The sequence below is a fragment of the Bradyrhizobium sp. USDA 4341 genome, assembly GCF_054063755.1.
The window spans coordinates 7,715,452-7,737,268 of the sequence record NZ_JBSSGO010000002.1 but is presented as its reverse complement, the minus strand read 5'-3'; the positions used below and the strand labels follow the sequence as shown (position 1 = coordinate 7,737,268).

Annotated in this window: 14 protein-coding genes and 5 pseudogenes; 6 read left to right on the top strand and 13 right to left on the bottom strand. The window is 57.5% G+C overall.

The genetic code is table 11. The features are described 5' to 3' along the window. Positions 1–85 precede the first annotated feature (85 nt). The 4 genes from ACVIGB_RS42500 to ACVIGB_RS42485 all read right to left on the bottom strand — a co-directional run bounded on the left by ACVIGB_RS42500 (position 86) and on the right by ACVIGB_RS42485 (position 6,579). On the bottom strand, positions 86–1,177 hold the full coding sequence (locus ACVIGB_RS42500) for an ABC transporter ATP-binding protein (RefSeq protein WP_456724850.1): 1,092 nt from the start codon (positions 1,175–1,177) through the stop codon (positions 86–88). A 60-nt stretch (positions 1,178–1,237) separates the two neighbouring features. After that, positions 1,238–3,007, bottom strand: a complete 1,770-nt coding sequence (locus ACVIGB_RS42495) for an ABC transporter permease subunit (RefSeq protein ID WP_456724851.1) — start codon at positions 3,005–3,007, stop codon at positions 1,238–1,240. 685 nt (positions 3,008–3,692) lie between these two features. Then, on the bottom strand, positions 3,693–5,090 hold the full coding sequence (locus ACVIGB_RS42490; protein WP_456724852.1) for an aminotransferase: 1,398 nt from the start codon (positions 5,088–5,090) through the stop codon (positions 3,693–3,695). A 10-nt stretch (positions 5,091–5,100) separates the two neighbouring features. Continuing rightward, positions 5,101–6,579, bottom strand: coding sequence for an NAD-dependent succinate-semialdehyde dehydrogenase (locus tag ACVIGB_RS42485; RefSeq protein WP_456724853.1), 1,479 nt, complete (start codon positions 6,577–6,579; stop codon positions 5,101–5,103). 183 nt (positions 6,580–6,762) lie between these two features. Between ACVIGB_RS42485 and ACVIGB_RS42480 the strand changes: the two genes are divergently transcribed. Next, a complete protein-coding gene (locus tag ACVIGB_RS42480) occupies positions 6,763–7,239 on the top strand; it encodes an Lrp/AsnC family transcriptional regulator (RefSeq protein ID WP_456724854.1) in 477 nt (158 codons plus the stop codon). Between the two features lie 264 nt (positions 7,240–7,503). Here the strand turns inward: ACVIGB_RS42480 and ACVIGB_RS42475 are convergent, their stop codons facing one another. Beyond that, positions 7,504–7,722, bottom strand: coding sequence for a hypothetical protein (locus ACVIGB_RS42475; protein WP_456724855.1), 219 nt, complete (start codon positions 7,720–7,722; stop codon positions 7,504–7,506). 110 nt (positions 7,723–7,832) lie between these two features. Here ACVIGB_RS42475 and ACVIGB_RS42470 point away from each other — a divergent pair, with 110 nt between their 5' ends. After that, entirely contained in the window at positions 7,833–9,491 is a 1,659-nt protein-coding gene (locus ACVIGB_RS42470; protein WP_456724856.1) for an MFS transporter, read from the top strand. 1,150 nt (positions 9,492–10,641) lie between these two features. On the opposite strand, the pseudogene ACVIGB_RS42465 reads toward ACVIGB_RS42470, so the two are convergent. Next, a pseudogene (locus ACVIGB_RS42465) lies at positions 10,642–11,521 on the bottom strand (IS3 family transposase); the annotation flags it as partial. A 196-nt stretch (positions 11,522–11,717) separates the two neighbouring features. On the opposite strand from ACVIGB_RS42465, the pseudogene ACVIGB_RS42460 reads away from it, so the two are divergent. Next, a pseudogene (locus tag ACVIGB_RS42460) lies at positions 11,718–12,080 on the top strand (IS110 family transposase); the annotation flags it as partial. Further along, positions 11,974–13,086: an IS110 family RNA-guided transposase gene (locus ACVIGB_RS42455; protein WP_456749309.1), complete on the top strand. Its 1,113-nt coding sequence runs from the start codon at positions 11,974–11,976 to the stop codon at positions 13,084–13,086. The pseudogene ACVIGB_RS42460 and the gene ACVIGB_RS42455, both read left to right, overlap by 107 nt. 2 nt (positions 13,087–13,088) lie before the next feature. Here ACVIGB_RS42455 and ACVIGB_RS42450 read toward each other — a convergent pair. The 5 genes and pseudogenes from ACVIGB_RS42450 to ACVIGB_RS42430 form a co-directional block, all read right to left on the bottom strand. Further along, a pseudogene (locus ACVIGB_RS42450) lies at positions 13,089–13,343 on the bottom strand (transposase); the annotation flags it as partial. 248 nt (positions 13,344–13,591) lie between these two features. Next, a complete protein-coding gene (locus tag ACVIGB_RS42445) occupies positions 13,592–13,912 on the bottom strand; it encodes a 2Fe-2S iron-sulfur cluster-binding protein (protein WP_456724858.1) in 321 nt (106 codons plus the stop codon). A 12-nt stretch (positions 13,913–13,924) separates the two neighbouring features. Beyond that, on the bottom strand, positions 13,925–15,190 hold the full coding sequence (locus tag ACVIGB_RS42440; RefSeq protein WP_456724859.1) for a cytochrome P450: 1,266 nt from the start codon (positions 15,188–15,190) through the stop codon (positions 13,925–13,927). A gap of 582 nt (positions 15,191–15,772) precedes the next feature. Next, positions 15,773–17,202 (bottom strand): annotated as a pseudogene (locus tag ACVIGB_RS42435) (FAD-binding oxidoreductase). Positions 17,203–17,469: 267 nt separating this feature from the next. After that, positions 17,470–17,883 (bottom strand): NAD(P)-dependent oxidoreductase, encoded by a 414-nt coding sequence (locus ACVIGB_RS42430; protein ID WP_456749402.1) that lies wholly within the window; start codon positions 17,881–17,883, stop codon positions 17,470–17,472. Positions 17,884–17,919: 36 nt separating this feature from the next. Between ACVIGB_RS42430 and ACVIGB_RS42425 the strand changes: the two are divergent. Further along, positions 17,920–18,123: pseudogene (locus ACVIGB_RS42425) on the top strand (transposase); the annotation flags it as partial. A gap of 289 nt (positions 18,124–18,412) precedes the next feature. Then, positions 18,413–19,360, top strand: coding sequence for an IS630 family transposase (locus ACVIGB_RS42420; RefSeq protein ID WP_456724860.1), 948 nt, complete (start codon positions 18,413–18,415; stop codon positions 19,358–19,360). Between the two features lie 33 nt (positions 19,361–19,393). On the opposite strand, the gene ACVIGB_RS42415 is transcribed toward ACVIGB_RS42420, so the two are convergent. Then, a complete protein-coding gene (locus ACVIGB_RS42415; RefSeq protein WP_456724861.1) occupies positions 19,394–20,197 on the bottom strand; it encodes a phytanoyl-CoA dioxygenase family protein in 804 nt (267 codons plus the stop codon). A 248-nt stretch (positions 20,198–20,445) separates the two neighbouring features. Beyond that, positions 20,446–21,627 (bottom strand): M24 family metallopeptidase, encoded by a 1,182-nt coding sequence (locus tag ACVIGB_RS42410; protein WP_456724862.1) that lies wholly within the window; start codon positions 21,625–21,627, stop codon positions 20,446–20,448. Positions 21,628–21,817 lie beyond the last annotated feature (190 nt).

The window sequence follows — 21,817 nt, the reverse complement described above, 5'->3', positions numbered from 1 at the left end:
CCGGCGTTAACTAACCTACGTACGCGACACGCCAGGCATTTTTTCAGATGAACGCCGCGATCTACACGTACACCCACCAAGTAAGCTAGCCAGTCAGGATATTCGCGTCGTTCGCAACCCAAGAGGCGATACACGCATCACCGATGTTGGGCGTTGATTCGGTCGACACGTTCAGAACCTTCGACGTCAGCTGTAACCCCCCATCACTGCGGAATTCAACGATCCGCGCATCGCCAATGAATGTGATGTCGACAACGCGCCCCTGAACGCCACCAGGGTTCGCTGCGGGCGCCTTCACAAGCCGCAAATGCTCGGGGCGCACGCAAATCGTTGCGTCCATATCCGCTCCAGGCAGTTCCCTAGCGGGCAATCGCTCCCCAGCTGAGCCACGAGCAACGCCGGATACGAGCTTGACAGGGATGAGATTAACCTCGCCAACGAAGCCCGCGACAAACAAGTCGGCTGGTCTGCAATAAATGTCTTCCGGTGCAGAGATCTGCCGAATGCGCCCCTCGTGCATCACCGCTACACGATCGGACATGGCAAGGGCCTCATCTTGATCGTGAGTAACGTAGATCATCGTCTTGCCGACTTCTTTGTGCAGGGTCTTGATTTCGTTCCTGAGATGCTGGCGCAACTTCCTGTCCAGCGCACCAAGCGGTTCATCGAGAAGCAGAACGGGGGGCTCAAAGACGAGTGCCCGGGCTATCGCCACCCTCTGCTGCTGTCCGCCAGACATTTGATGCGGATACCGTGAAGCAAAGGGGGCCAGGTGCACCTGATCCAGCACTCGGCGCACGCGCGTTTCGATCTCCGCCTTTGCCGCACGTCGCATACGAAGCGGATAAGCGACATTCTCGGCGACCGTCATGTGCGGAAAGAGTGCATAGTTCTGAAAAATCACGCCAAGCTCACGACGGTGTGGCGGAAGCCGGGTAATATCCTTCTCATCTAACAGAACCTGCCCGCTGTCTGGGGTCTCAAAACCAGCGATCATCATCAGAGTCGTTGTTTTTCCCGATCCACTCGGACCCAGTAACGAGACGAACTCTCCAGGCGATATGGACAGGCTGACATCATCGACGGCCATCGCGCGGCCGTACCGCTTCCGCAGGTTTTGCAGCACAATGCCCCCGATCTCCACATCCGCGCGGCTCGACCCGGCTCTCATCAACATTTCGACTCCCCAAACAGTTGGTGTTTGTCTTTCGCTGTTACTTGAATCATTGTTCCCGGCTCAGGTGCTTGCTTTGCGTCTGAGCAGAACACTGACAAGAATGACAGTCGCGGCCAAAGCAACCTGCAGTGTTGCAACCGCTGAAATAGTTGGATCGGCTCCCTGCGTGATGCTTTGCCACATACGCATAGGCAAGGTGTTGATCACTCCGATGCCAAGAAAGAGCACGTACACGACATCATCAAACGAGTGCAGAAAAGCAAAGAACGCGGCAACGATGAAGGCCGGCATAACCAGTGGAATGATAATCGTACGAAATGTGGCGACAGGCCCCGCGCCGAGGCTACGGGACGCCCGCTCATAGGCCGGATTCATATCACGAAGATTAGCCGCTATAATCACCACTACGTATGGGATGGAGTACACTGCCTCGCCAAGCGCAAGCCCAAACTCGGTACCTTGAAGTCCCACTCGCACCAGCACGAAGTAAGTTGCAACCGCCACCACTATCGTCGGCAAGATGATCGGCGAAAGTACAAGCGCAACTACTGCTCCGCGGCCCGGTATTCGCCCGCGGGCGAGACCGAAAGCAAGTCCAGTTCCGAGTACGACCGCCATAAAGGTAGCCAGTAGGGCCACACGGACGCTGGTAAACGTAGCATTTACCCAGTCGGGATCAGAGACAAAAGCGTGGTAGTTATTGAGAGAATAACCAGGCGCAGAAAGCTCGATCAAAGCCGATGAATTGAACGACAGATAAACGACCACCAGAATTGGAAGCAGGAGAAGTACTCCCAACAGGCTCGCAATGATTGACACTGAATAGCCGCCGAGGGAGGGCAGGAAGCGGTCGAGGGCGTTGGCCGCTGAACCGACACGCATCAGCCACTGCTTCCCCATTCGGCTGTCAGCAGGTGCGTTCCGTACGCCCTGCTCATCGGACAATCCCAACAGTTGATGAACGGGAAAGAAGCGCGAACCGATCCATAGAATTCCCATCACCGCCGCAAGAAGCACGATAGCCAGGGCAGATGCGGAGCGCCAGTTAAGCAGATCAACCACTTCAGTATAGATTTGCATCGTGATGGTGAAGTCAGATAAGCTTCCGAGCAGCGCCGGCGTGATGTAAAAACCGAGGCAGTTGATAAAAACGAGCAGCACCGCGGCAAGAACGCCCGGCAGGCTGAGGGGAAGGAAAACTGTGAGGAAAGCAGCAAGAGGGCTCGCCCCATTTGCCCTTGCGGCACGCAGAAGCCTCTGATCGATGCCCGACATGACGGTGTACATGGGCAGAATCATAAGTGGCATCAGTATCTGCGCCATGCCTATGATCACACTGACTCGGTTAAAGAGCATAGGTATCGGCTGCGCGATCAAACCGAACCTCAACAGGACATCATTGATGATGCCGCCTCGCCCCAGTAGGATGATCCATGCGAAAGTGCGAACCAACACGCTGGTGAAGTACGGCAAGACGACCGCGATTAGAAGGAACGTGCGCAGCGTGGGTCCACTCATGGTCAACGAGTAGGCGATAGGATAACTAAAGACCAAAGTTGACAGAGTCACAGCTACACTAATCTCAAGCGTAGTTCGCAGAACGGTCAAGTAGGTTGGATCGCGGCCGATCCGTAGGAAATCCGCCAACGTCCAGTTTGGAGCTCCAAGCGAAAGCATCAAGAGTCCGACGAGCGGCAGAATGAAGAGCGCAGCAAGGAAAATGCCTCCGGGCAGCAGAAACCAAGCCCAGGGCGTGGGTCCCGCCGAACGTGGTGCAGTTGGGAACTCCAACGCCACTTCGCCTCTCGGCATCATTGCTGTGCTCGCCATGCCGGGTACCTTCCCTCGAAGTGTGCAAGATTTGACTTTGACGTGTTCCGTTCTCATCGCAACATTCTCAGCAAGCGCGGTTGGATTTGCTACCGATCCGCCTGGGTCTCTCAAGCCCATCCTCTTGCCGTAATTTCAGCTTTTCCTCGAAGTTATGGCTGTACGGAGACACGATCACTTGGCGCCGACGAGATGATCTTTCGACAAGAAACTCCCATCTGCCTGCTGCTCGATAAGGGCTCACAGCCAAAATGAGCGCGCAGGCTCGTCGGCTTTTGCCTAAAAAGTGCCTCCCTCCAGCGCCTCTCGCATGCACAGACATGCGCAATCGACGTCGACTGTAATAATATTTTCAATTCAGTTTTCGCCGTTAAATCGTCACACCACGCAGGAATACAGCGCGAACCAAGTATTTCCGGTCGAATTTCGACGCCATCGCCTCAGGCGCCACTCGAAAACCGGCTCAGAGGATTGCCGCGTTACGGTGCGCAGGCGATCTGAATGTCCCGCTCAGCGGCAGCTGTCCACATGTCGTATGGTCTAAAGGTATTCGCTCTCTCATCAGGAGGGCCAACGAAGAGCCTCCGTGTATCGGAGAAGAGACCGCCGTGAACTGTATTCACGGCGGTCCTTTCGTCCGTTCGATTGAAGCGAGTTTTATCCGCAACAGGATCGAAGACGCATCTTACCGCGCCGATTTGCTCGGGAGTTCGTCCATCACCTGCTTAGTGGCTTGAAAAGCGAGATCAACAATCTCATCGATCTCGGCCTCGGACACGACAAGAGGCGGAGCAAAGCCAATGATTTCTCCGTGGGGCAACGCTCGAGCGATTAGTCCCCGATCCCGGGCAGCCTTAGAGATTCGAGCCGCAATCTTGAGATTGGGATCAAACCGTCGTTTCGTGTGCCGGTCGGCAACAAACTCGACCGCGCCGAGCAGACCGACACCTCGAACCTCACCGACGATATCCAGCTGCGCAAATCTCTCCTTGAGCCGCTTCTGCAAATGCGCGCCAATTACCCTCGCACGATCGCTTAGCTGCTCTTTCTCAACAATATCAAGCACAGCGTTGGCAGCAGCGGCGCCGATCGGATGACCGGAGTAGGTGTAACCGTGGTTGAATACACCGACTCGATCCGCTGCATCTTCCATAACCGCGTAGACCTTCTCGCCGACAATGGCTCCTGAGAGAGGAACGTACCCAGAGGTCAACCCTTTGGCGACTGTTACCAGGTCGGGCTCCATCCCATAGAGCGTGCTCCCAAAGTCAGCGCCGGTTCGTCCGAAGCCACAAATTACCTCGTCTGCAATCAGAAGAACGTCATAGCGCCTAAGGACTTCCTGTATTTCGCGCCAGTAGCCGACTGGAGGCGGCGTAATGCCGCCAGTGCCAAGCACCGGCTCTGCGATAAAGGCTCCGACCGTTTCTGGTCCCTCTCGAACGATTAGCTGCTCGAGCTCCGCTGCACGCCGGCGCGAGAACTCCTCTTCTGTTTCACCGGGCTCTGCGCCCCAGTAATAGTGCGGAACACCTGTATGCAAGACGCCGGGAAAAGGAAGACCCATGTGATCATGGTAGAATGACATTCCCGTCATCGAACCGGAAATGACTGAGGCGCCATGATAACCTCGGTGGCGAGAGATGATCTTCTTCTTTTTGGGCTGGCCTCGAAGATTGTTGTAGTACCACACAATCTTCGCTTGCGTTTCGTTCGCATCCGATCCCGACATACCGTAAAATACTTTACTCGGCTTACCAGGCGCCATACGGACGAGACGGTCCGATAACGTGGCAAGTTCCTCGGTCGTATGCGCCGCATATGAATGATAGTATGCTAGTTTATAGGCCTGACGCGCGATCGCGTCAGCCACTTCGGTCCGGCCATATCCAATATTTACACAGTAAAGGCCAGCAAAGCCGTCAATATAGCTGCGCCCCTGGGCATCCTCGATGCGGATGCCTTTGCCTCCCGTGACGATGGTGGGGTCACCAAGTTTACCAGTTGCGAAGTCCTTTAGCTGAGTGAAAGGGTGCAGGACACTCGAGCGATCCAGTTCAGCAATTGTCTTTATGTCAGTCATTCCCATTCTCCTAAGCTGCGAGATCGCCGAAGCAGACGCACTTCAGTTCCATGTACTCAGTTAGACCGTGGCGGGAGCCTTCGCGTCCGAGCCCGGATTGCTTCCATCCGCCGAACGGAATCGGCGGCCCAGTAAAGGCGGGTGTATTGATCCCGACCATGCCGCATTCGATACGCTCTGAAAGACGGAGCGCTCGACGCAAGCTGTCCGTATAGACGTATGCTGCCAACCCCATTTCGCTCGCATTAGCTCGGGCCACGACCTCCTCTTCAGAGTCGAATGGCAATACAGCCGCCACTGGTCCAAAAGTCTCCTCGTGTCCAACCAACATCTCTTCGGTCACATTACTAAGGAGTGTTGGGGTAACGAAGTGAGGCCCCAGACTTTCGTCCGCATTGATGAAGGTCACTCGGGCGCCCTTCTCACGGGCATCATCGATCTGGATCCTGCACTTAGTGGCGACAGATAACTTTGTCATCGGCCCAATATCCGTCGCAGGCATCAGACCATGGCCTACCTTGAGCTTGGCCATCTCCCGAGCGAACGCCTCGATAAACGCATCATAGATACCCCTTTGTACGTAGATGCGGTTCGCCGCCAGACAGTCCTGACCCGACGTAGCAAACTTTGCGTCCACAGCCCCTTTGACGGCCCTATCAACATCAACGTCATCGAAAACGAGAAAGGGCGCATGCCCCCCAAGCTCGAGCGACACTTTCTTCACTGTTTGGGCAGCTCCTTCAAGGAGCAAGCGACCGACCTGGGTAGAACCAGTAAACGACAGAGCGCGGATTCGCACATCGCGCAACAGAGGCGGCGACAGTTCAATGGCGTCACCCACGAGCACCTGAAGCACGCCGGACGGAACGCCAGCCTCTTCCGCCAATCTGGCCACAGCGAGAGCAGAAAGCGGCGTCTCCGGAGCGGGCTTCACAATCATCGGGCAGCCCGCCGCAAGGGCAGCCGCGGCTTTTCGCGCGATCATGGCGACGGGAAAATTCCATGGAGTTATCGCCACCGCGACACCGATCGGCTGCATTCGCACCTGCAGCAGACTGCTAACCCTATGTCCGGGAATCGTCTCGCCGTATGCGCGCTCACCTTCTGCAGCGAACCAGTCGAGGAAAGCAGCGCCGTACTCAATTTCGTACCGCGACTCCGCGAGAGGCTTTCCCTGTTCACATGTCACCAAGATGGCGAGTTCGTCTGAGTGCTGGCGCATCAATGACGCCCACGTCCTCAGGACCATCGCGCGCCCAGAGGGGAGCAATCCTCGCCAAGCCGGGAAGGACCGTTCCGCCGACTCGATCGCCGTCTCCACGTCTGCGGGAGTGCACCGCGCAACAGTCGCGATTTCGTCTCCTGTAGCTGGATCGACCACTACGTCTCTTTGTTCGCTCGCAATCCAGCGGCCGTCGATTAGCGCGGCTCCCGAAACGAAATCGCGTCGGCCCAGCCGCTGCAAGTAGCGCGCAGCAATGCCGGCCAACTCTGGACTCTCGCTTCGAGCAGTTTGAAAGAGCATCTGGGGGTACCGAGCGGTCATTTGTTGAATTTCGCTGCGGATTGAGGATACTAGTGTAATCGACAGATTTGCGTCGCATTTTGTTGTAGTCCGTTGGTTTCCTGCAATGCCGCGTCAATTTGCGATCAAATTCACCAGGAGTTTCGAATGCAATACGACCGAACAGACGCTCGCATCCTCGAGATCGTTCAAAAGAACAATCGGCTGACTTCTGAGGTGATAGGTGAAATGGCGGGACTTTCCGCCACCGCCTGTCAACGACGACTGAAGCGGCTTCGTTCGGAAGGAATCATCGAGGCAGATGTATCGATTGTTTCGGCGAGGGCGGTGGGGCGGCCTATTCAAATGCTGGTGCTAGTGACGATGGAACGCGAGCGCTCGGACATCATCGATAAGTTCAAAAAGGCGATCAAATCGTCAGCCGAGGTAGTCAATGGATTCTACGTCACTGGCGAAGCCGACTTTATCCTTTATGTTACGGCGCACACCATGGAGGAATATGAACTGTTCACCAGACGCTTCTTCTATGAAAACCCCGATATCAAGGGATTCAAGACGATGGTCGTCATGGATCGCGTAAAGGCAGGATTTGCGATTCCAGTGGAGATTCCAGACGGTGAATGATGAGATGGAGCTGTGGAACAGCGCATCGACGCCGTTTTTCCTCGCCCACTCAAATAGAATGCGAAAAACGCGTACTCGCGCCCGACTACTCTTCTTGTTATCGCGAATTGGTTTTCCACGCTGGGAGCTGTTGATCAGAAATGCTTCAATCTCTCTATTAACCGCACAAATGTGTTTCGCTAATGATCCGCTGACAACGTAGACGTTGAGTCGGCTGACCGATATCTTCATGCCCGCATTCCGGTCGAGCAATGCTGTCCCAGTTCAGACTCCGGCTGAGCGGAACTTGCCGGCGAAGTCAGTCGAAATGAAGAAGCTCATCCTCACGTCCTGTATGAATAGCGTCCGGCTGATTTGCTCACAAATTCGATCCATCGCCTCGGCCAATTCACGCTCGTCCGCAGCGAAGGCCGCCGATACAGAATTGCGCTCGCGAGGTACGAGGCGGTTGTTGTACATGCCTGAGCAGGCAAAGACTTTCACGATGCTCTCCACTCAGGACGAGCGCGGCTGAAAGTGCTCGCCAAAGTGCATTTCTGAGATCGCCACCGACCTGCTCACAATGAGCACCGTGGCGGCAAGGCAGGAGCTAAATGACAGAGCCGCCTAAGTCCGAGACGATCGGCGTCGATAGCATCACCGCGCCGCTTCGCCATGCCACGTTCCGGCGTATCTGGTTGGCAAGTGTATTGTCTAATCTCGGCATATTGATTCAAGGTGTCGGCGCGGCTTGGGCTATGACGGAGATGTCGTCGACAGCCGGGAAGGTTGCGCTGGTGCAGACCGCATTGATGCTGCCAGCGATGTTGATCGCGATGCCAGCCGGTGCGATCGCTGACATGTACGATCGCCGTGTCGTAGCGCTAGTCGCTCTTTCGATCGCGCTTTGCGGGGCGACCGCTCTAACGGTGCTCGATTGGTTCGGCCTTACTACTCCGGATCTGCTGCTGATGTTTTGCTTTGTTGTCGGCAGCGGTATGGCGTTGATGAGCCCGGCATGGCAATCGTCGGTCAGCGAACAAGTGCCCACCGAGAGACTTCCGGCGGCGATCGCGCTTAATGGCATCAGCTACAACATCGCGCGCAGCTTCGGGCCCGCCATCGGCGGAATTGTGGTTGCAATGGCAGGTGCGCTCGCCGCGTTTGCGCTCAATGCGCTTCTCTATTTGCCGTTAATAGCCGCGCTGTTCCTCTGGAATCGTGTCGCTGAGCCGTCGCGACTACCGCGCGAACAGCTGAGCCGCGCCATCGTCTCGGGCGCGCGCTACATCATAAATTCGCCCTCGATCAAGATCGTACTGATCCGCAGTATGGTGGTGGGCGTCATCGGTGGCTCGATTTCCGCATTGATGCCGCTCGTTGCTCGCGACCTGCTGCGCGGCGGACCGCAAACCTATGGCCTTATGCTAGGCGCCCTTGGGTTTGGCTCGGTAACCGGAGCGCTGTGCATCGGTCATATTCGGAATAAAATGAGTAGCGAGGCCGCGGTGCGTGCATGCGGCGTGTCCTTGGGCAGTGCCATTGCTGCGATCGCCCTGAGCCACCATGCGGCTTTGACTGCGGCCGCTCTGATCTTGGCCGGCGCCGTGTGGACGATCATGTGGACGCTGTTCAACATTGGGGTGCAGCTCTCCGCACCTCGTTGGGTCGCTGGCAGAGCGCTTGCGGCGTGGCAAACTGCGTTCTCCGGCGGAATTGCGATCGGGAGTTGGGGTTGGGGCCGCCTCACCGATGCCGCGGGCGTCGACGTCGCCCTTCTGGTCTCGGCTGCATTGATGATGTCGTCCCCGCTTCTTGGTCTTTGGTTAAGGATGCCGCCGATCACCACGGGAGACAATGACGCCGAGCCGCTGGCCGACCCTGAGGTGCGGCTCGCGATCACGCACCGCAGCGGGCCATTGGTGGTGGAGATCGAATATCGTGTTGCGACGGAAAATGCGCGCGAATTCCACAACGTTATGCAGGACGTCCAACTATACCGGCAGCGGAACGGGGCTTACGGCTGGTCAATTGCACGCGACATCGCAGATCCTGAGCTTTGGACCGAGCGTTATCACTGCCCGACGTGGCTAGATTACCTGCGCCAACGTAGCCGCTGGACTCAGTTGGACCAGGCGCTAGATCGCAAGGCATCGGCCTTCCACATCGGCCCCGGCCCGGTGCGGGTACGCCGAATGCTGGAGCGCCCGTTCGGGTCGGTGCGCTGGAAGGAAGATGTGCCGGACCGCGCCGGCAGTCATAATCCTGGATGATTGCAGGTATTGCGGAAAGAAACGTAACCGACCACTGACTAGTGCCGCCTCGCCTCACGACCAGCCGAATCTTCGACTTGGGATAGAAGAGATCGTGATCCTTGTTCTCGATCAGCCGACTTGTAGTTGCGGCATACCGTGGAAGCATGGCGTTGAATTGCCGCCGCGGGTATCAACTGATCATCAGCTTGTGCCTGGTGGGATTTCAGAGCACCACAACCAAAGTGGCTCGATTTTCGCTCCTTCATTCGGTGAAGCCCTTATTGGGGCTATCCGGATTATCTGGATCCGCGGCCAGATTCACGTTTTTCCGAACTGACTTGCGAGAACCGACCGATCCCGACGGGCCAGGCGAGAAGCCCGGGCCGCCGGCACCGGCCGAGCCGCCGCACCGGAATGCCGCCAGGAAGACGGCCTCCGGCATCCGAGGCGGTGAGCCTCGGATGCGGACGGCGAACCCCAAGCTTCGCCGCTTTGATGGCCCGGTAGACCTCCGCCCAATCCCCAGCTTCAGCAGGCAGCACGAGATCCTTCCGTAGGCCGTCGCGCCACCCTTCATCGAAGACCGGGATAGGTCCTTAAGCTTTGCGCGCGTCGAAATCCGGTGGCAGTCGCCGAGGAACGCCCGGTCCTCAACTGAGCACCGGTATGGCAAGGAGACGGTCTGCATGTATCCAAACCGACTCGTGTACCGGAAAGAGTCAACGCGCCCGGATTACGTGACCGGGAAGACCTAAAGGATTCGATTACCCCGCGCACGGCGGCCGGCGGGATACATTATTTCTGATAATCCGAATCGAACACCTGAATCTACATGATAATCCGGGTAGCCGTTAATTTCCTCGAGCCTGCGATCTCGTGCCAGACATTACAACCGAGACACCCCGGCCGCTATGGCGGGCGTCCATCGTCGGGCACATCGCATAGTCTTGCTAGTACAGCGCAAAGTTTGGTCGTCCTGCCTTGGTCAGCCGCACCAGTTGAAGGACGCAGCACTCAACTTGGTAGTATTGACAAAGTGCATCATGCCTGCCCCGGAGCATCTTTTGTATCATTGAAGTCGAAGCTGGCCATCTTGGCGCCCTCGATCTGAACTGGCCCCGGTTGTCTGAACAAAATTCCGCGTCGATAAGTGGAGCCTCTACCGGGGTTAGGCCGCCGCGCGGAGCGGAGGAAGATCGAAGTAGACTTGATCCGGGGTGCGGTCGTCAAGACTCGAATGAGGTCGTCGTCCGTTGTAAAAGTCGAGATACCGACCAATCGAGCTTCGCGCCTCGCCGACAGTTTCGTAGGATCGCAGATAGACCTCCTCGTATTTGACGCTGCGCCATAGCCGCTCGACGAAGACGTTGTAAGACGTTGTCCCGCCAGGCGCCTTTACCGTCCATGCTGATGGCGACGCCGTTGCCGGCGAGCACGCCGGTGAAGGCCGAGCCGGTGAACTGCGAGCCTTGGTCGGTATAGAAGATCTCTGGCTTGCCGTGACGAGCCAGAGCATCGTCCAGTGTCTCGACGCAGAAGGCCGCCTCCATCGTGATCGACAGCCGCCAGGACAGAACCCGGCGGGTTGCCCAGTCCAGCACGACGGCGAGATAGACAAAGCCGCGCGCCATCGGGATCTAGCTGATGTCCATGGCCCGACCTGCTTCGGTCGCGTGATCTCCATGCCGCGCAGCAGATACGGATAGATCTTGTGACCGGGCTCGGGCTTGGTCGTGCGCGGCCCGGCGATACAGCGCCTCTATCCCCATCCGCCGCATCAGCGTCTTCACATGCCGGCGGCCGATCTTGCATCCCTGGGAAGCCAACAGCCCGCGCAGCGACCCGGCGAAGGGAAACTCCAGGTGCAGCCGATCGAGACGCTGCATGATCGCGAGATCGGCTGAAGTGACTGGACGCGGCAGATAGTACACGCTACCGCGGCTGACCTTCAAAATCTCTGCCTGCTTGGTGATCGGCAGATCGTGCTCACGGTCGATCATCGCTTGGCGCTCAGCAATCCCGCCTTGGTGAGCGCGCCTTCTAAAAAACTATGCGCGGCGCTGCGCTCCCCCTGTGGGATAGAAACGGACCGGCGCTAGATTGCTGACCAGAAGGGAGCGGCCGATACGATTTTGGTGGCACGTGACCCCGTTAAAAAACCTGGTCCATGGGTTGTCGCGCGTTTAGGAATCTGACGAATAACGCAGCCTAGCCCTTCCGCCGCCGTCAGCAGGAGGATTAGAGATGAACCCCAAAAGATCGAAGTCGAGGAACGGAGGTAAGATGCAGATGGTGCATGCGGACGCGGCTGCCATCGACGTCGGAGCGACTATGCACATGGCTGCCGTGAGGGCAGATCGCGCACCGGAGCCAGTCCGCAGCTTCGGTACCTTCACGGCTGATCTGCATCGGCTAGTCGACTGGTTTACCGAATGCGGCGTCGAGACTGTCGTCATGGAATCGACCAGCGTCTACTGGATTCCGATCTTCGAGCTTCTCGATGCCCGGGGATTTAACGTGTTTCTTGTCAACGCGCGCGATGCCAAGCACGTGCCGGGGCGCAAGACCGATGTCAGCGATGCGCAATGGCTGCAGCGGCTTGCTGCGGGCCAGCTTTCGGCCGAAAGGGCAGATTGCCGAGCTGCGAGCCTACGTGCGTCAGCGCGAGCGTCTGCTAGAGTACGCGGCCTCACACATCCAGCATATGCAGAAGGCCTTGACGGAGATGAATCTTCAGCTGCACCACGTCGTCACCGACGTCACCGGCGCGACCGGCCTGCGTATCATACGGGCGATCCTTGCCGGCGAGCGCGATCCTGAGGCACTCGCGTGCTTGCGCCATTACAGTTGCCACTCCAGCGCCGAGACGATCGCGAAGGCGTTCACCGGAAGCTACCGCGCCGAGCATCTGTTTGCGCTCGAGCAGGCACTTGCGCTTTACGACGCCTACCACGAGAAGGCATCTGCCTGCGACGCCCGAATTGAAGCCGTGTTGAAGGAACTGAGCTTCCATCGCGGTCATGGCTACGGATCAGCGCCGCGGGTCTCGCGGCGTCGGAATCGAACCGATCAGGCGAACGCTCCAGCTTTCGACGTCCGCGAGGCGCTGTTCGCGCTGCTCGGAAAGGACCTCACCGCGGTCGACGGCCTCGGTCCTTACCTCTCGCTGAAGCTGATCGCTGAATGCGGCGACGACCTCTCCTCGTGGCCAAGTGCAAAGCATTTTACCTCCTGGCTGGGAGTGGCGCCGAGCAACAAGGTCTCCGGCGGCAAAATGCTCTCGTCCCGAACGCGCCGATCCGGCGGCCGAGCGGCGGCACTTCTGCGCCTTGCTGCCGTGACCGTGGGTCGTACAGACGCCGCGCTCGGCGCCTTTTATAGACGGCTCTCAGCGCGCATCGGCAAGGCCAAGGCCGTGACCGCCACGGCCCGGAAGATCGCAGTTCTGTTCTACAATGCTCTGCGATACGGAATGGACTATGTCGATCCCGGGGCCTCGTCCTACGAGACGCGTTACCGGACGCGAGTGGTCAACAATTTGCATCGGCGTGCCAAGGCATTCGGCTTTGTTCTCCAGCCCTTGGAGCCGAAAATAGATGCTGCCGTTTCTTAGGAATCGTTCTCCAGCGTCAACTCGCCGATCTTGGCGTGCAGCGACTTCACATCGACCGCTGGCGTGGCCGGCGTCCCGCCTCCCGGTCCGAAAATCTCGGAAGCGCTTGCCTCAAGCTGCGATTTCCATGTCGTTATCTGGTTGGGATGGACGTCGAAATGCTCCGCCAGCTGGGCGATGGTGCGGTCGCCCTTGACGGCAGCCAGAGCCACCTTCGCCTTGACCGGTGAGTGGTTCCGGCGGGGTCGTCTGCTCATGGTTTCTCCTGTTCACGGCGATTATCGCCGTTGTCAGGCAGAAATTCCACTTATCGTCCTGTGCGGATTCCGGGACCGGCTTTATCTCGCGTAGCCAACTCCGACGCGCCGGAACACAGGCGGGAGCTAACGACCTTCGTGCCCAGCTAAAACTCGATTTTTATTGCTGAATGGAACGCCGCAGCCTCCTCTGAGGAATTGGGTGGTCTAAATGTGCTCGGGGCACCAGCACATCACCTATCTCTCGCTTATGCAAACGCAGAATTATGCGCGAGCGCTACGACCAAACCATCCAAGTCGCTCGTTAGCTTAATCTGGCATGAAAGCCGCGAATTTTCACGGCGGTCCTCGACTACGTCCAACATGGCATCTTCAGCGTCGCTGGCCGGCTCGACTTTCGACTGCCATGCACTGTCAACGTAAACATGACACGTCCCGCAAGACATGCAGCCTCCGCATAATCCAGTTAGATCTAAGCCAGCGTCCCGAATTGCAGTCATTAGCGTGTCGGCGGTCACCTCATTGAGTTCGAACAACCTGCCGTCCTGATCGTAGATGCGCAATTTCATTCTACATAGATCCTAGAATATCACGTGCAACGGAGCGAAAGTGCGGCGCGTGAAACCGGAGAATGACGGGGCCTGCTTTGCTGGATCCAAACGCAAATTCGGAAGGCGCTGCATCAGCAACTTCATGCATTCTCGTAATTTAAGTCTTGCGAGGTGCATACCAGGGCAAATTCGCGGACCAGTGTTGAATGTTAAGTGATCCGTCGGAGACTTTCTGTTCAAATCGATCTTATGCGGGCAAGCATAATGCTTGGGATCGCGATTTGCCGCTGAGTGCAAAAGGCAGATCACATCACCCTCTTTGACCACTGTACCCGCGAGCGACACACCTCGATTGGCTTTTCTGAACCGAAACTGGACAGATCCCACTACTCGCAAGGTCTCCTCGACAAACGCATTGAGAACGCGATCTTGATCTTTCGTCACTGCTTCACGCAAAGCGGGATCAGACAGAAATACATACACCGCGTTGGCAATTGCACTTGTACTCGTATCTCCCGCGCCGATCTCAATGTCCCTGACAATAGACATAACCTCCGTCACGCCAATTTCACCGCCCAAGTCTTCCGGCGCTCGAGACCAGATCTGGCTAATGAAGTCGTTTCCACGTTTGTCCCTCCGCTCAAGCACAGGGTCCAGGAAAACCCTGTTCAGTTCATCGGACGCTAGCTTCGCCTTGTGCGCCAATTCAACGTTGTCCCTGGCGAATATCCAAGCCATCATGTCCTTATGCCACGCCGCGATATCAGCCATAAACGCGTCGTCCCTCCAGGGCAATCCAAAGAGTGACGCCATAATGCGGGGCGGTATTGGTTCAATCAATTCATGAAATAGCTCTGCGCTTCCTTGCGAGGCAATACGGTCGATGGCATCATTGATGACCGGGAGAACATGCTCGTCACGATACCGCGGCATGACTGCGGGGCTGAGAAGCTTTAGATAGAGCCGGCGCATGCGCGTATGCTCCTCATCGATCGACGATGGAAGCGTGGGCTTCCCCCCCCTGATCTCAGTCCACGAAGGAGGCTCGCCGACGGTCACGGGCCTGTATGTGCTGTCGTCCGATTCAATCTCCTTGCAAAGATCGTAGCTCAAGACAAGCCAGCACTTCACGCCGGGATCCCACACGACGGGCCCCCGCTCCCGCAAGATTTCAAATACCGGAAAAGGATCTTTGTCGACGAGCGAGAGCATGGACCACTCTGCGGATGACGGTGCGACTGACGCGGTCCCATCGTCGTTCCGACGAGTATCTTGCGTTGCGGTTTCGTGGATCATGCTATTTCCTCCAACCCAAGCCCATCAATTGAAGCGAACAATAAGACGAGCAAGTCGCCTAATATCAGCAAAAACCCACCCTGCTTCGCCAAGATTCGGCAAACAAGTCGCATTTGCTGCGCGTTTTCAACGCTGGCCGGCGCACCCCGCCCCCCCGCGTTTGAACGCATGAGACCTTTCCTGCTTTGCTCGGCCCAGGCTCACCAGCGAGATTAACTCCTTTGCATTCGTTTCGTTATTAAACAAAAATTCGGTGTTCGCACGATTCTACTCTGGCCTCCTCTCGAGGTCAGCTCCTGCTCATTCTCGGCGACAATGCGCTTCGTGCTCATCGACCCCGCGGCGATCCCTGCTGCCGAGGACAGCCCATTGCGCGAATGCGATAATAATGACCTGCTCCGCCGACGCCATCGAGCGGTTTATCACCGTTGTTCTCAGAACACCGTCACCTCCTCGTGCTCTAATCACTGCGGCACGAAGCGAAACGAATGATGAAACCGCGTATGGCAGCATCTGCGCACCGCCGAACACGTAGGACCACGGCAGACCCTGTTCAGCTTAGACTTACTAACCGAGCGATTTTCAAAGCATTTTTCCTGGATTCATAATTGCGAGTGGATCGAGCATTCTCTTTACGGATCGCATCAACGTGATGGCCGTCTGATCCTTTCTCTCGATTAGCTCGCCGCGTTTCATCAGGCCAATTCCGTGCTCGGCGGATATCGAACCGCCCATCTGCCCCACGATATCAAACAGGACTGCGTTGACGTCACGCCAGCGGGCGAGAAATTCGCTCGCGTTAGCACCGACTGGCTGACTGATGTTATAATGAATGTTACCGTCGCCGAGGTGACCAAAGGATACGGGCCGCGCGCCTGGAATTAGCTCCGTCACGGCTGCATCTGCTTGCGCGATGAAGGCTGGCACGGCGGCAATCGGCACGGAGACATCTTGTTTGATCGACCCTCCCCCTATCTTCTGAGCCGGCGACATCTCATGACGCAGTTTCCAAAAAGCCGCGCGATGCGCCAGACTTTCTGCGATCACCGCGCGCCAGCAATGATTTCCTCCTCCAATGCTTGCGCTAGGATCGATTCCAATCGCGTTCGGGCATCATCGTCGGGAGAAGACAGCTCCAGCAGAACGTACCAGGCATGCTTGTCTGCGAGGGGATCGCGCACGTCAACGCCATAACGTATCGAGAAATCGACCGCGATCTTGGACAGAAGCTCGAAGCTAGTCAGCGTATTGGCTGCCTCAGCTTGAGCCATAGCAAGTAGATGCAGGGCTTGGGTCGGTGAGTTCAATCCGACGAACGCAGTTTCAATCGTCCGCGGCATCGGAAACAATTTCAGGGTCGCCGCGGTGATGATGCCGAGGGCGCCCTCGGCGCCGATAAATAGGTTGCGAAGATCGTAGCCTGTATTGTCTTTCTTCAACTTCGATAAAAGGTTGAGCACGCGTCCGTCGGCGAGCACGACCTCGAGCCCGAGCGTCATTTCGCGTGCGACACCGTAGGCCAAGGCGGCGGTGCCACCGGCATTAGTCGAGAGATTTCCGCCAATAGTGCAGCTTCCTTCCGCCCCCAGAGACAGCGGAAACAAACGACCAGCCTCCGCGGCTGTCTCTTGCGCAACCTGCAATACCACGCCGGCTTCGCAGGTCATGGTTTTGGAAGCGGCGTCGAGCTCGCGGATTTTGTCCATGCGCCTCAATGATACCACGACCTCACCATTCAGTGGAATCTGGCCACCGACGAGGCCGGTATTTCCACCCTGCGGCACCAACGCCATCTTATGCTCGGCTGCGAGGCTGCAGATCGCGGAGACTGCAGATGTCGAGCAAGGGCGGAGCACCAAGGGCGATTGACCGCGGTACAAGTCGCGCCGCTCGATAAGATAGGGCTCGATGTCGACGGCATCAGTTATGGCGTATTTGGTGCCAACAATCATGCGGAACCGATCGATCAACTCTGGTGAAAGAGCTGGAATGATGGATTGTCCGAGGCTCATGTTCTGATCTTTCGCTTCGCTCATTTATTGCTGCAAGGATTAGTGCCTCCGCTGGAGAACATCTTCCTCTAACTGGGGCTGGATCTCTGCGCAGCTTGCACGATATCTCGCACCTGGGAGTTCACGAACACAACCAAGGCGTGACATGATCAAGCAGCGCAGCTGCCATAATGATCCGTACAGTCATGGCACCCCACGTATCCGCAAACCTTCATGGATTGTAAATCGCCCCTAGCCTCGGGAATCAGCCCGTCTGCTTAGTGGCCCTCAATAGCCCCGTCCGATATCCACGACATTGTTCAACGCCTGACCGTTCAGAAAACGCTCGATATTGTCGCTAAGGATTTCGAATGCCCTCTCCAGATAATTTGTTGGGTTTCCCGCCACATGAGGCGTTACAATCACATTTGGCATATCCCAAAGTGGACTATCCGGCGGTAACGGCTCTTGCTCGAACACGTCGAGCATCGCACCGGCGATTGCGCCCGCGTGAAGGGCCTTGATCAGTTCGGCCTCCACCACGATGTTGCCGCGGGCGATATTGATGAGAAAGGCATCTCGCCGCATGCGCGCGATCTCCCGCGCTCCAATGAGTCCCACCGTTTCCGCGGTCGAGGGTAAGGCGAGGACCACGAAGTCACATAGCGGCAACAAGTCGTTGAAAGCGTCGGAAGCGAACAGCTCATCGACACCTTCAATCGGGACGGAAGTATCCCGCTTCGACTCGCCGTGCGCGATGCCATCCCAAAGCCGCGTGATCTGGCAACGGCCGAGTTCAACACGATCAGGCTCAGGCTTCTCAAGATCGCAGCCCGCGTCATCGAGACCGCCACCCGCGTCCGTCTTGCCTTCGCTGCGGCGTGCCCCGACGCCGACCTGTTCCGCGGCTTGGCAAACGCTCTGGTCCCGCAAGCACCCTGACGCGCGGGGCATGAGCCCCTCGGTCACCCCCCCCGACGTCCTCCAACGCGTTCACGAAGTCGGGTCGAAAAGCGGCGAAAAAGCCGAAGCGTTCGCGCGCGCTTTCATCCCGACCGGAAATGTTCCAGCTGCCCCGCCCGGCAATCATGAATAAGACGGGCTAGTTTGCTCCCTCAGATTTGAGGGGGGAGGACCACTAGAGCATTTTCCGATCTGGCGGAATCGGGAGGGATTCCCTTTCGGGGCAAATCGTGATTCACCATGAGCGCTGGTGATGGAGGCCAGCCCCATGGCTAGACCCCTGTCGCCGGACCTTCGCCTTCGCATTATTCGGGCCGTGGAAGATGAGGGCATGAGCTGTCGGGGCGCCGCCGGCCGGTTTGGCGTAGCGCCGTCGACAGCGATCGAACTGGTCAGCGAGTGGCGAAGCACCGGCGTCTGTGAGGCGGGAGCGCAGGGCGGAGACCGGCGTTCAGCTCGGATCGAGGGCCATGCTGCGGAGATACTCTCCCTGGTCAAGGCTACGCCTGACATGACGCTGGCCGAGATCGCCGACCATCTCCTCAAAACCCACGGCGAGCGTTTCGTGCCGAGCGTGCTCTGGCGGTTCTTCGATCGCCGCAACATCACATTCAAAAAAACATCGCAAGCCAGCGAGCAAGATCGGCCTGACGTGGCCGCAGAACGTGTGGCGTGGAAGGCATCGCAGCCTGAGATCGACATCCACCGGCTGGTGTTCATCGACGAGACGGGGGCCTCGACCAAGATGGCGCGGCTCTCTGGCCGCTCGCCATACGGCCAACGCTGTGTCGCAGCACTCCCACATGGTCACTGGACGACGACCACCTTCGTCGGCGCGCTCAGGGCGACTGGCATGACAGCGCCGATGGTCCTCGACGGTCCGATGGATGGTCCGGCGTTCGAGGCTTACGTGACGCAAGTCCTCGTGCCGACCCTCAGGCCCGGCGACATCGTGGTGATGGACAATCTCGCAGCACACAAGCGGACCGAGGTCGGCATCGCAATCGACGCGGGCGCCCGGCTTCTCTATCTGCCGCCCTATTCGCCCGACCTCAATCCGATCGAGATGGCCTTCGCCAAGCTCAAGGCCGCCCTTCGAAAGGCGGCCGCCAGATCAATCGAGGCTTTGGTCGACGCCATCGCCGTCGCCTTGGCCGCCTTCACCGCCCAAGAGTGTCAGAACTTCTTCGCCGCAGCCGGTTATGATCGCGTCTGATCAGAATCTGCTCTAGCTGATTCTATTGAGCGGTCAGACCCGACGGGCCGAGTTCAGTATAGTAGCCGCTGATATCTTCAGAAGCGGCTCGTAATGCGCATACTCATGCACTTCCTTGTAGTGTCCGTTTTCGACGGCATTGTAGTAGCTGATATAGGCCCAGAACCGCGTATTCGTATGATTCGGCCCGGTACGGTGCACAAGGTTCGCATCCCAAAGCATTACGTCGCCTGGCTCCATCTCGACATAGACAAAATCGAAACGCTTTCGAGCCGCTTCAAACTGCTCTTGGATGATATGGATCTGCCCCTCTTTGGCCCACTTCACAGGATCGTCAATCCGATCATTATTGTGGTTCAGCCGTCCGAGCTTGTGCGAACCTTTCAAGACCTGCATGCAGCCGTTCTCGCTGGTCCCCTTGTCGAGCGCGACCAAGATGGTCGCGATCTGGGGAGCGAGCAGGCCGTCGGCGTAAAAATAGGAGAAGTCCTGGTGAAATTCCCAGGCACCGCCCTCTTTCGGCTCCTTCATGATAAATTCATGGCCGCAGCGGTAGATTGGCTTGCCAATTGCGTCCTGGGCAAGATCAACCAGCCTCTCGTCCCGACCCAGGAAGCCGTACTGATCTTCCTCCGCCTTGGTCAGCGGATGGACAAGAGCTGTCTTGCCGTCTCTATCCTTCTTAGCGAACACCGTCCCAGCCTTGATCGCCGCCTCGATCGGTGCCCGTACTCGAGCGTTGTAGGCAGCGATCTCTTTGGTGCTCAGCAGTTGTTTGCGCACGATATAGCCATCTCGGGCATAAGCTGAGGCCTCCGCGCTGGTCATTGTCAACATTGTCTTCTCCATCCTATGGTTAGTATCGACGCTGGCCGGCCGGGCAAGCTGGTGACCGCACGATCGTGCGCGCTCACCGCGCCATTCGGCTGCGCGACAGCTCTCTGGCAACTTCAAATGCGGCTGACATTTTCGACGTCAGCCTCTCCTTATGCTGCGTCGGAGCTTCGCCCAATTATCATCGCGGCTTGACCTTACTGCTTCCGCGTCCGATCGAACATACGACTATCGCGAGAATGTCTTGGCCTTCAGCATTCTATCTCCCGAGAGAAATCCGTGAGAATTTCCCTACCAGTGTTTGTTACGAGCACCGTGGCGCTGAAGCCGACACCGAGATCAGGCTCTGGAAAGAGTACCGGCACAAAATGGAATACCATGCCAGGCTCCAATACGCGTTCGTCCCCTTCCTTAAGGTCCATAACCCATCCCTCTCCCCAGCCAGGACAGATGCCCACTCCCACTGAATACGCGGTTCGGTGGAGGAACGCGTGGGCGAGGCCCGCACGAGCCACCGTGCCGCGGCAAGCTGCGTCGACTTCGCCGCTCGTGACGCCCGGCTTCATGGCTGAGATTGCTGCGTCGAGCGCCGCGAGCGAAGTGTCAGCAGCGCGGCGGGCAGCATCGCTCAACTTGCCCATGGACCAAGTCCGCATCAGAGGAGCGCTGTATCGCTTGATGTTGCCCGCCCCCTCTACGTACACCAGATCGCCCTTCTCTATTTTTCGGCCGGACCAGCTAGCATGCGGCAGCGCGACACGTGGTCCCGACGTAACGTAAGGATGACCGGCCATATATTCACTGCCGGCCGAAATGACCGCCTGGTGAAATGCGGCAGCAACCTCGTTCTCTGTTCGACCCGGCTGCACGATCTTACGCGCAGCATCGAAGCCGGCCCTTGTCGCGACGGCTGCACGCCGTATGTAGGAGATTTCCTGGGGAGATTTGACCCGACGACACTTCTCTAACACCGCCGATGCGTTCACGAGGCGGGTACCAGGCAGGGCAGCGCGAAGCGTCTCGTAAGCACTCACCGTGAAGAAGAATGAGTTGCCATCGATACCAATAGTCTTCCCTGTGGCACCGACGTCCGCAAGGGTTTTCGCAAGCACATTTGCGGGCACATCGGTGTCATGCCAAGTTGCGATCTTCCGATAATAGGACAGTCGCTCAACGTTCGTTTGCTCATATCGACGTATGACCACGATTGGTTCGCCGATATGCGTCACTACAAGCGCCTGGAAGACGTAGTAACCACGTGTGACGAGACCGGAAAGGTAATAAATATTCTCCGGAGAACTGAGCACAAGGAAATCGAGACCACGCTCACTCATCGCCTTCCGACAGTTCGCAAGGCGGGCATCAAACTCTTTGGGCGTGAACGGCAGCTGATCAATCGCGTCGACGGACAGAAGATTTGTATCTGTAGTCATGGTTGGCGGCTCTTTGTGGTGGGAGGCTCGGCGGTTAGCCTCTAGTGGAAACTTGTGTGCGCGCTGTCAAAACCCGATAACATTGCAATGGCCTTAGGCGACTGCGGCCGTCGCTATCATCGATGGTCCAGAAGGCAAAGTATGGCGGAACGCGAGACGAATTACTGCGTTGATGATCCTTTCATAGTTG

Coding starts and splice junctions, on each gene's coding strand:
- ACVIGB_RS42470 (WP_456724856.1), top strand. CDS start 7,833: ATGACAGAGCCGCCTAAGTCCGAGACGATCGGCGTCGATAGCATCACC.
- ACVIGB_RS42490 (WP_456724852.1), bottom strand. CDS start 5,090: ATGACTGACATAAAGACAATTGCTGAACTGGATCGCTCGAGTGTCCTG.
- ACVIGB_RS42480 (WP_456724854.1), top strand. CDS start 6,763: ATGCAATACGACCGAACAGACGCTCGCATCCTCGAGATCGTTCAAAAG.
- ACVIGB_RS42455 (WP_456749309.1), top strand. CDS start 11,974: ATGCCCGGGGATTTAACGTGTTTCTTGTCAACGCGCGCGATGCCAAGC.
- ACVIGB_RS42495 (WP_456724851.1), bottom strand. CDS start 3,007: ATGGCGAGCACAGCAATGATGCCGAGAGGCGAAGTGGCGTTGGAGTTC.
- ACVIGB_RS42440 (WP_456724859.1), bottom strand. CDS start 15,190: ATGATCCACGAAACCGCAACGCAAGATACTCGTCGGAACGACGATGGG.
- ACVIGB_RS42445 (WP_456724858.1), bottom strand. CDS start 13,912: ATGAAATTGCGCATCTACGATCAGGACGGCAGGTTGTTCGAACTCAAT.
- ACVIGB_RS42420 (WP_456724860.1), top strand. CDS start 18,413: ATGGCTAGACCCCTGTCGCCGGACCTTCGCCTTCGCATTATTCGGGCC.
- ACVIGB_RS42500 (WP_456724850.1), bottom strand. CDS start 1,177: ATGTTGATGAGAGCCGGGTCGAGCCGCGCGGATGTGGAGATCGGGGGC.
- ACVIGB_RS42415 (WP_456724861.1), bottom strand. CDS start 20,197: ATGTTGACAATGACCAGCGCGGAGGCCTCAGCTTATGCCCGAGATGGC.
- ACVIGB_RS42410 (WP_456724862.1), bottom strand. CDS start 21,627: ATGACTACAGATACAAATCTTCTGTCCGTCGACGCGATTGATCAGCTG.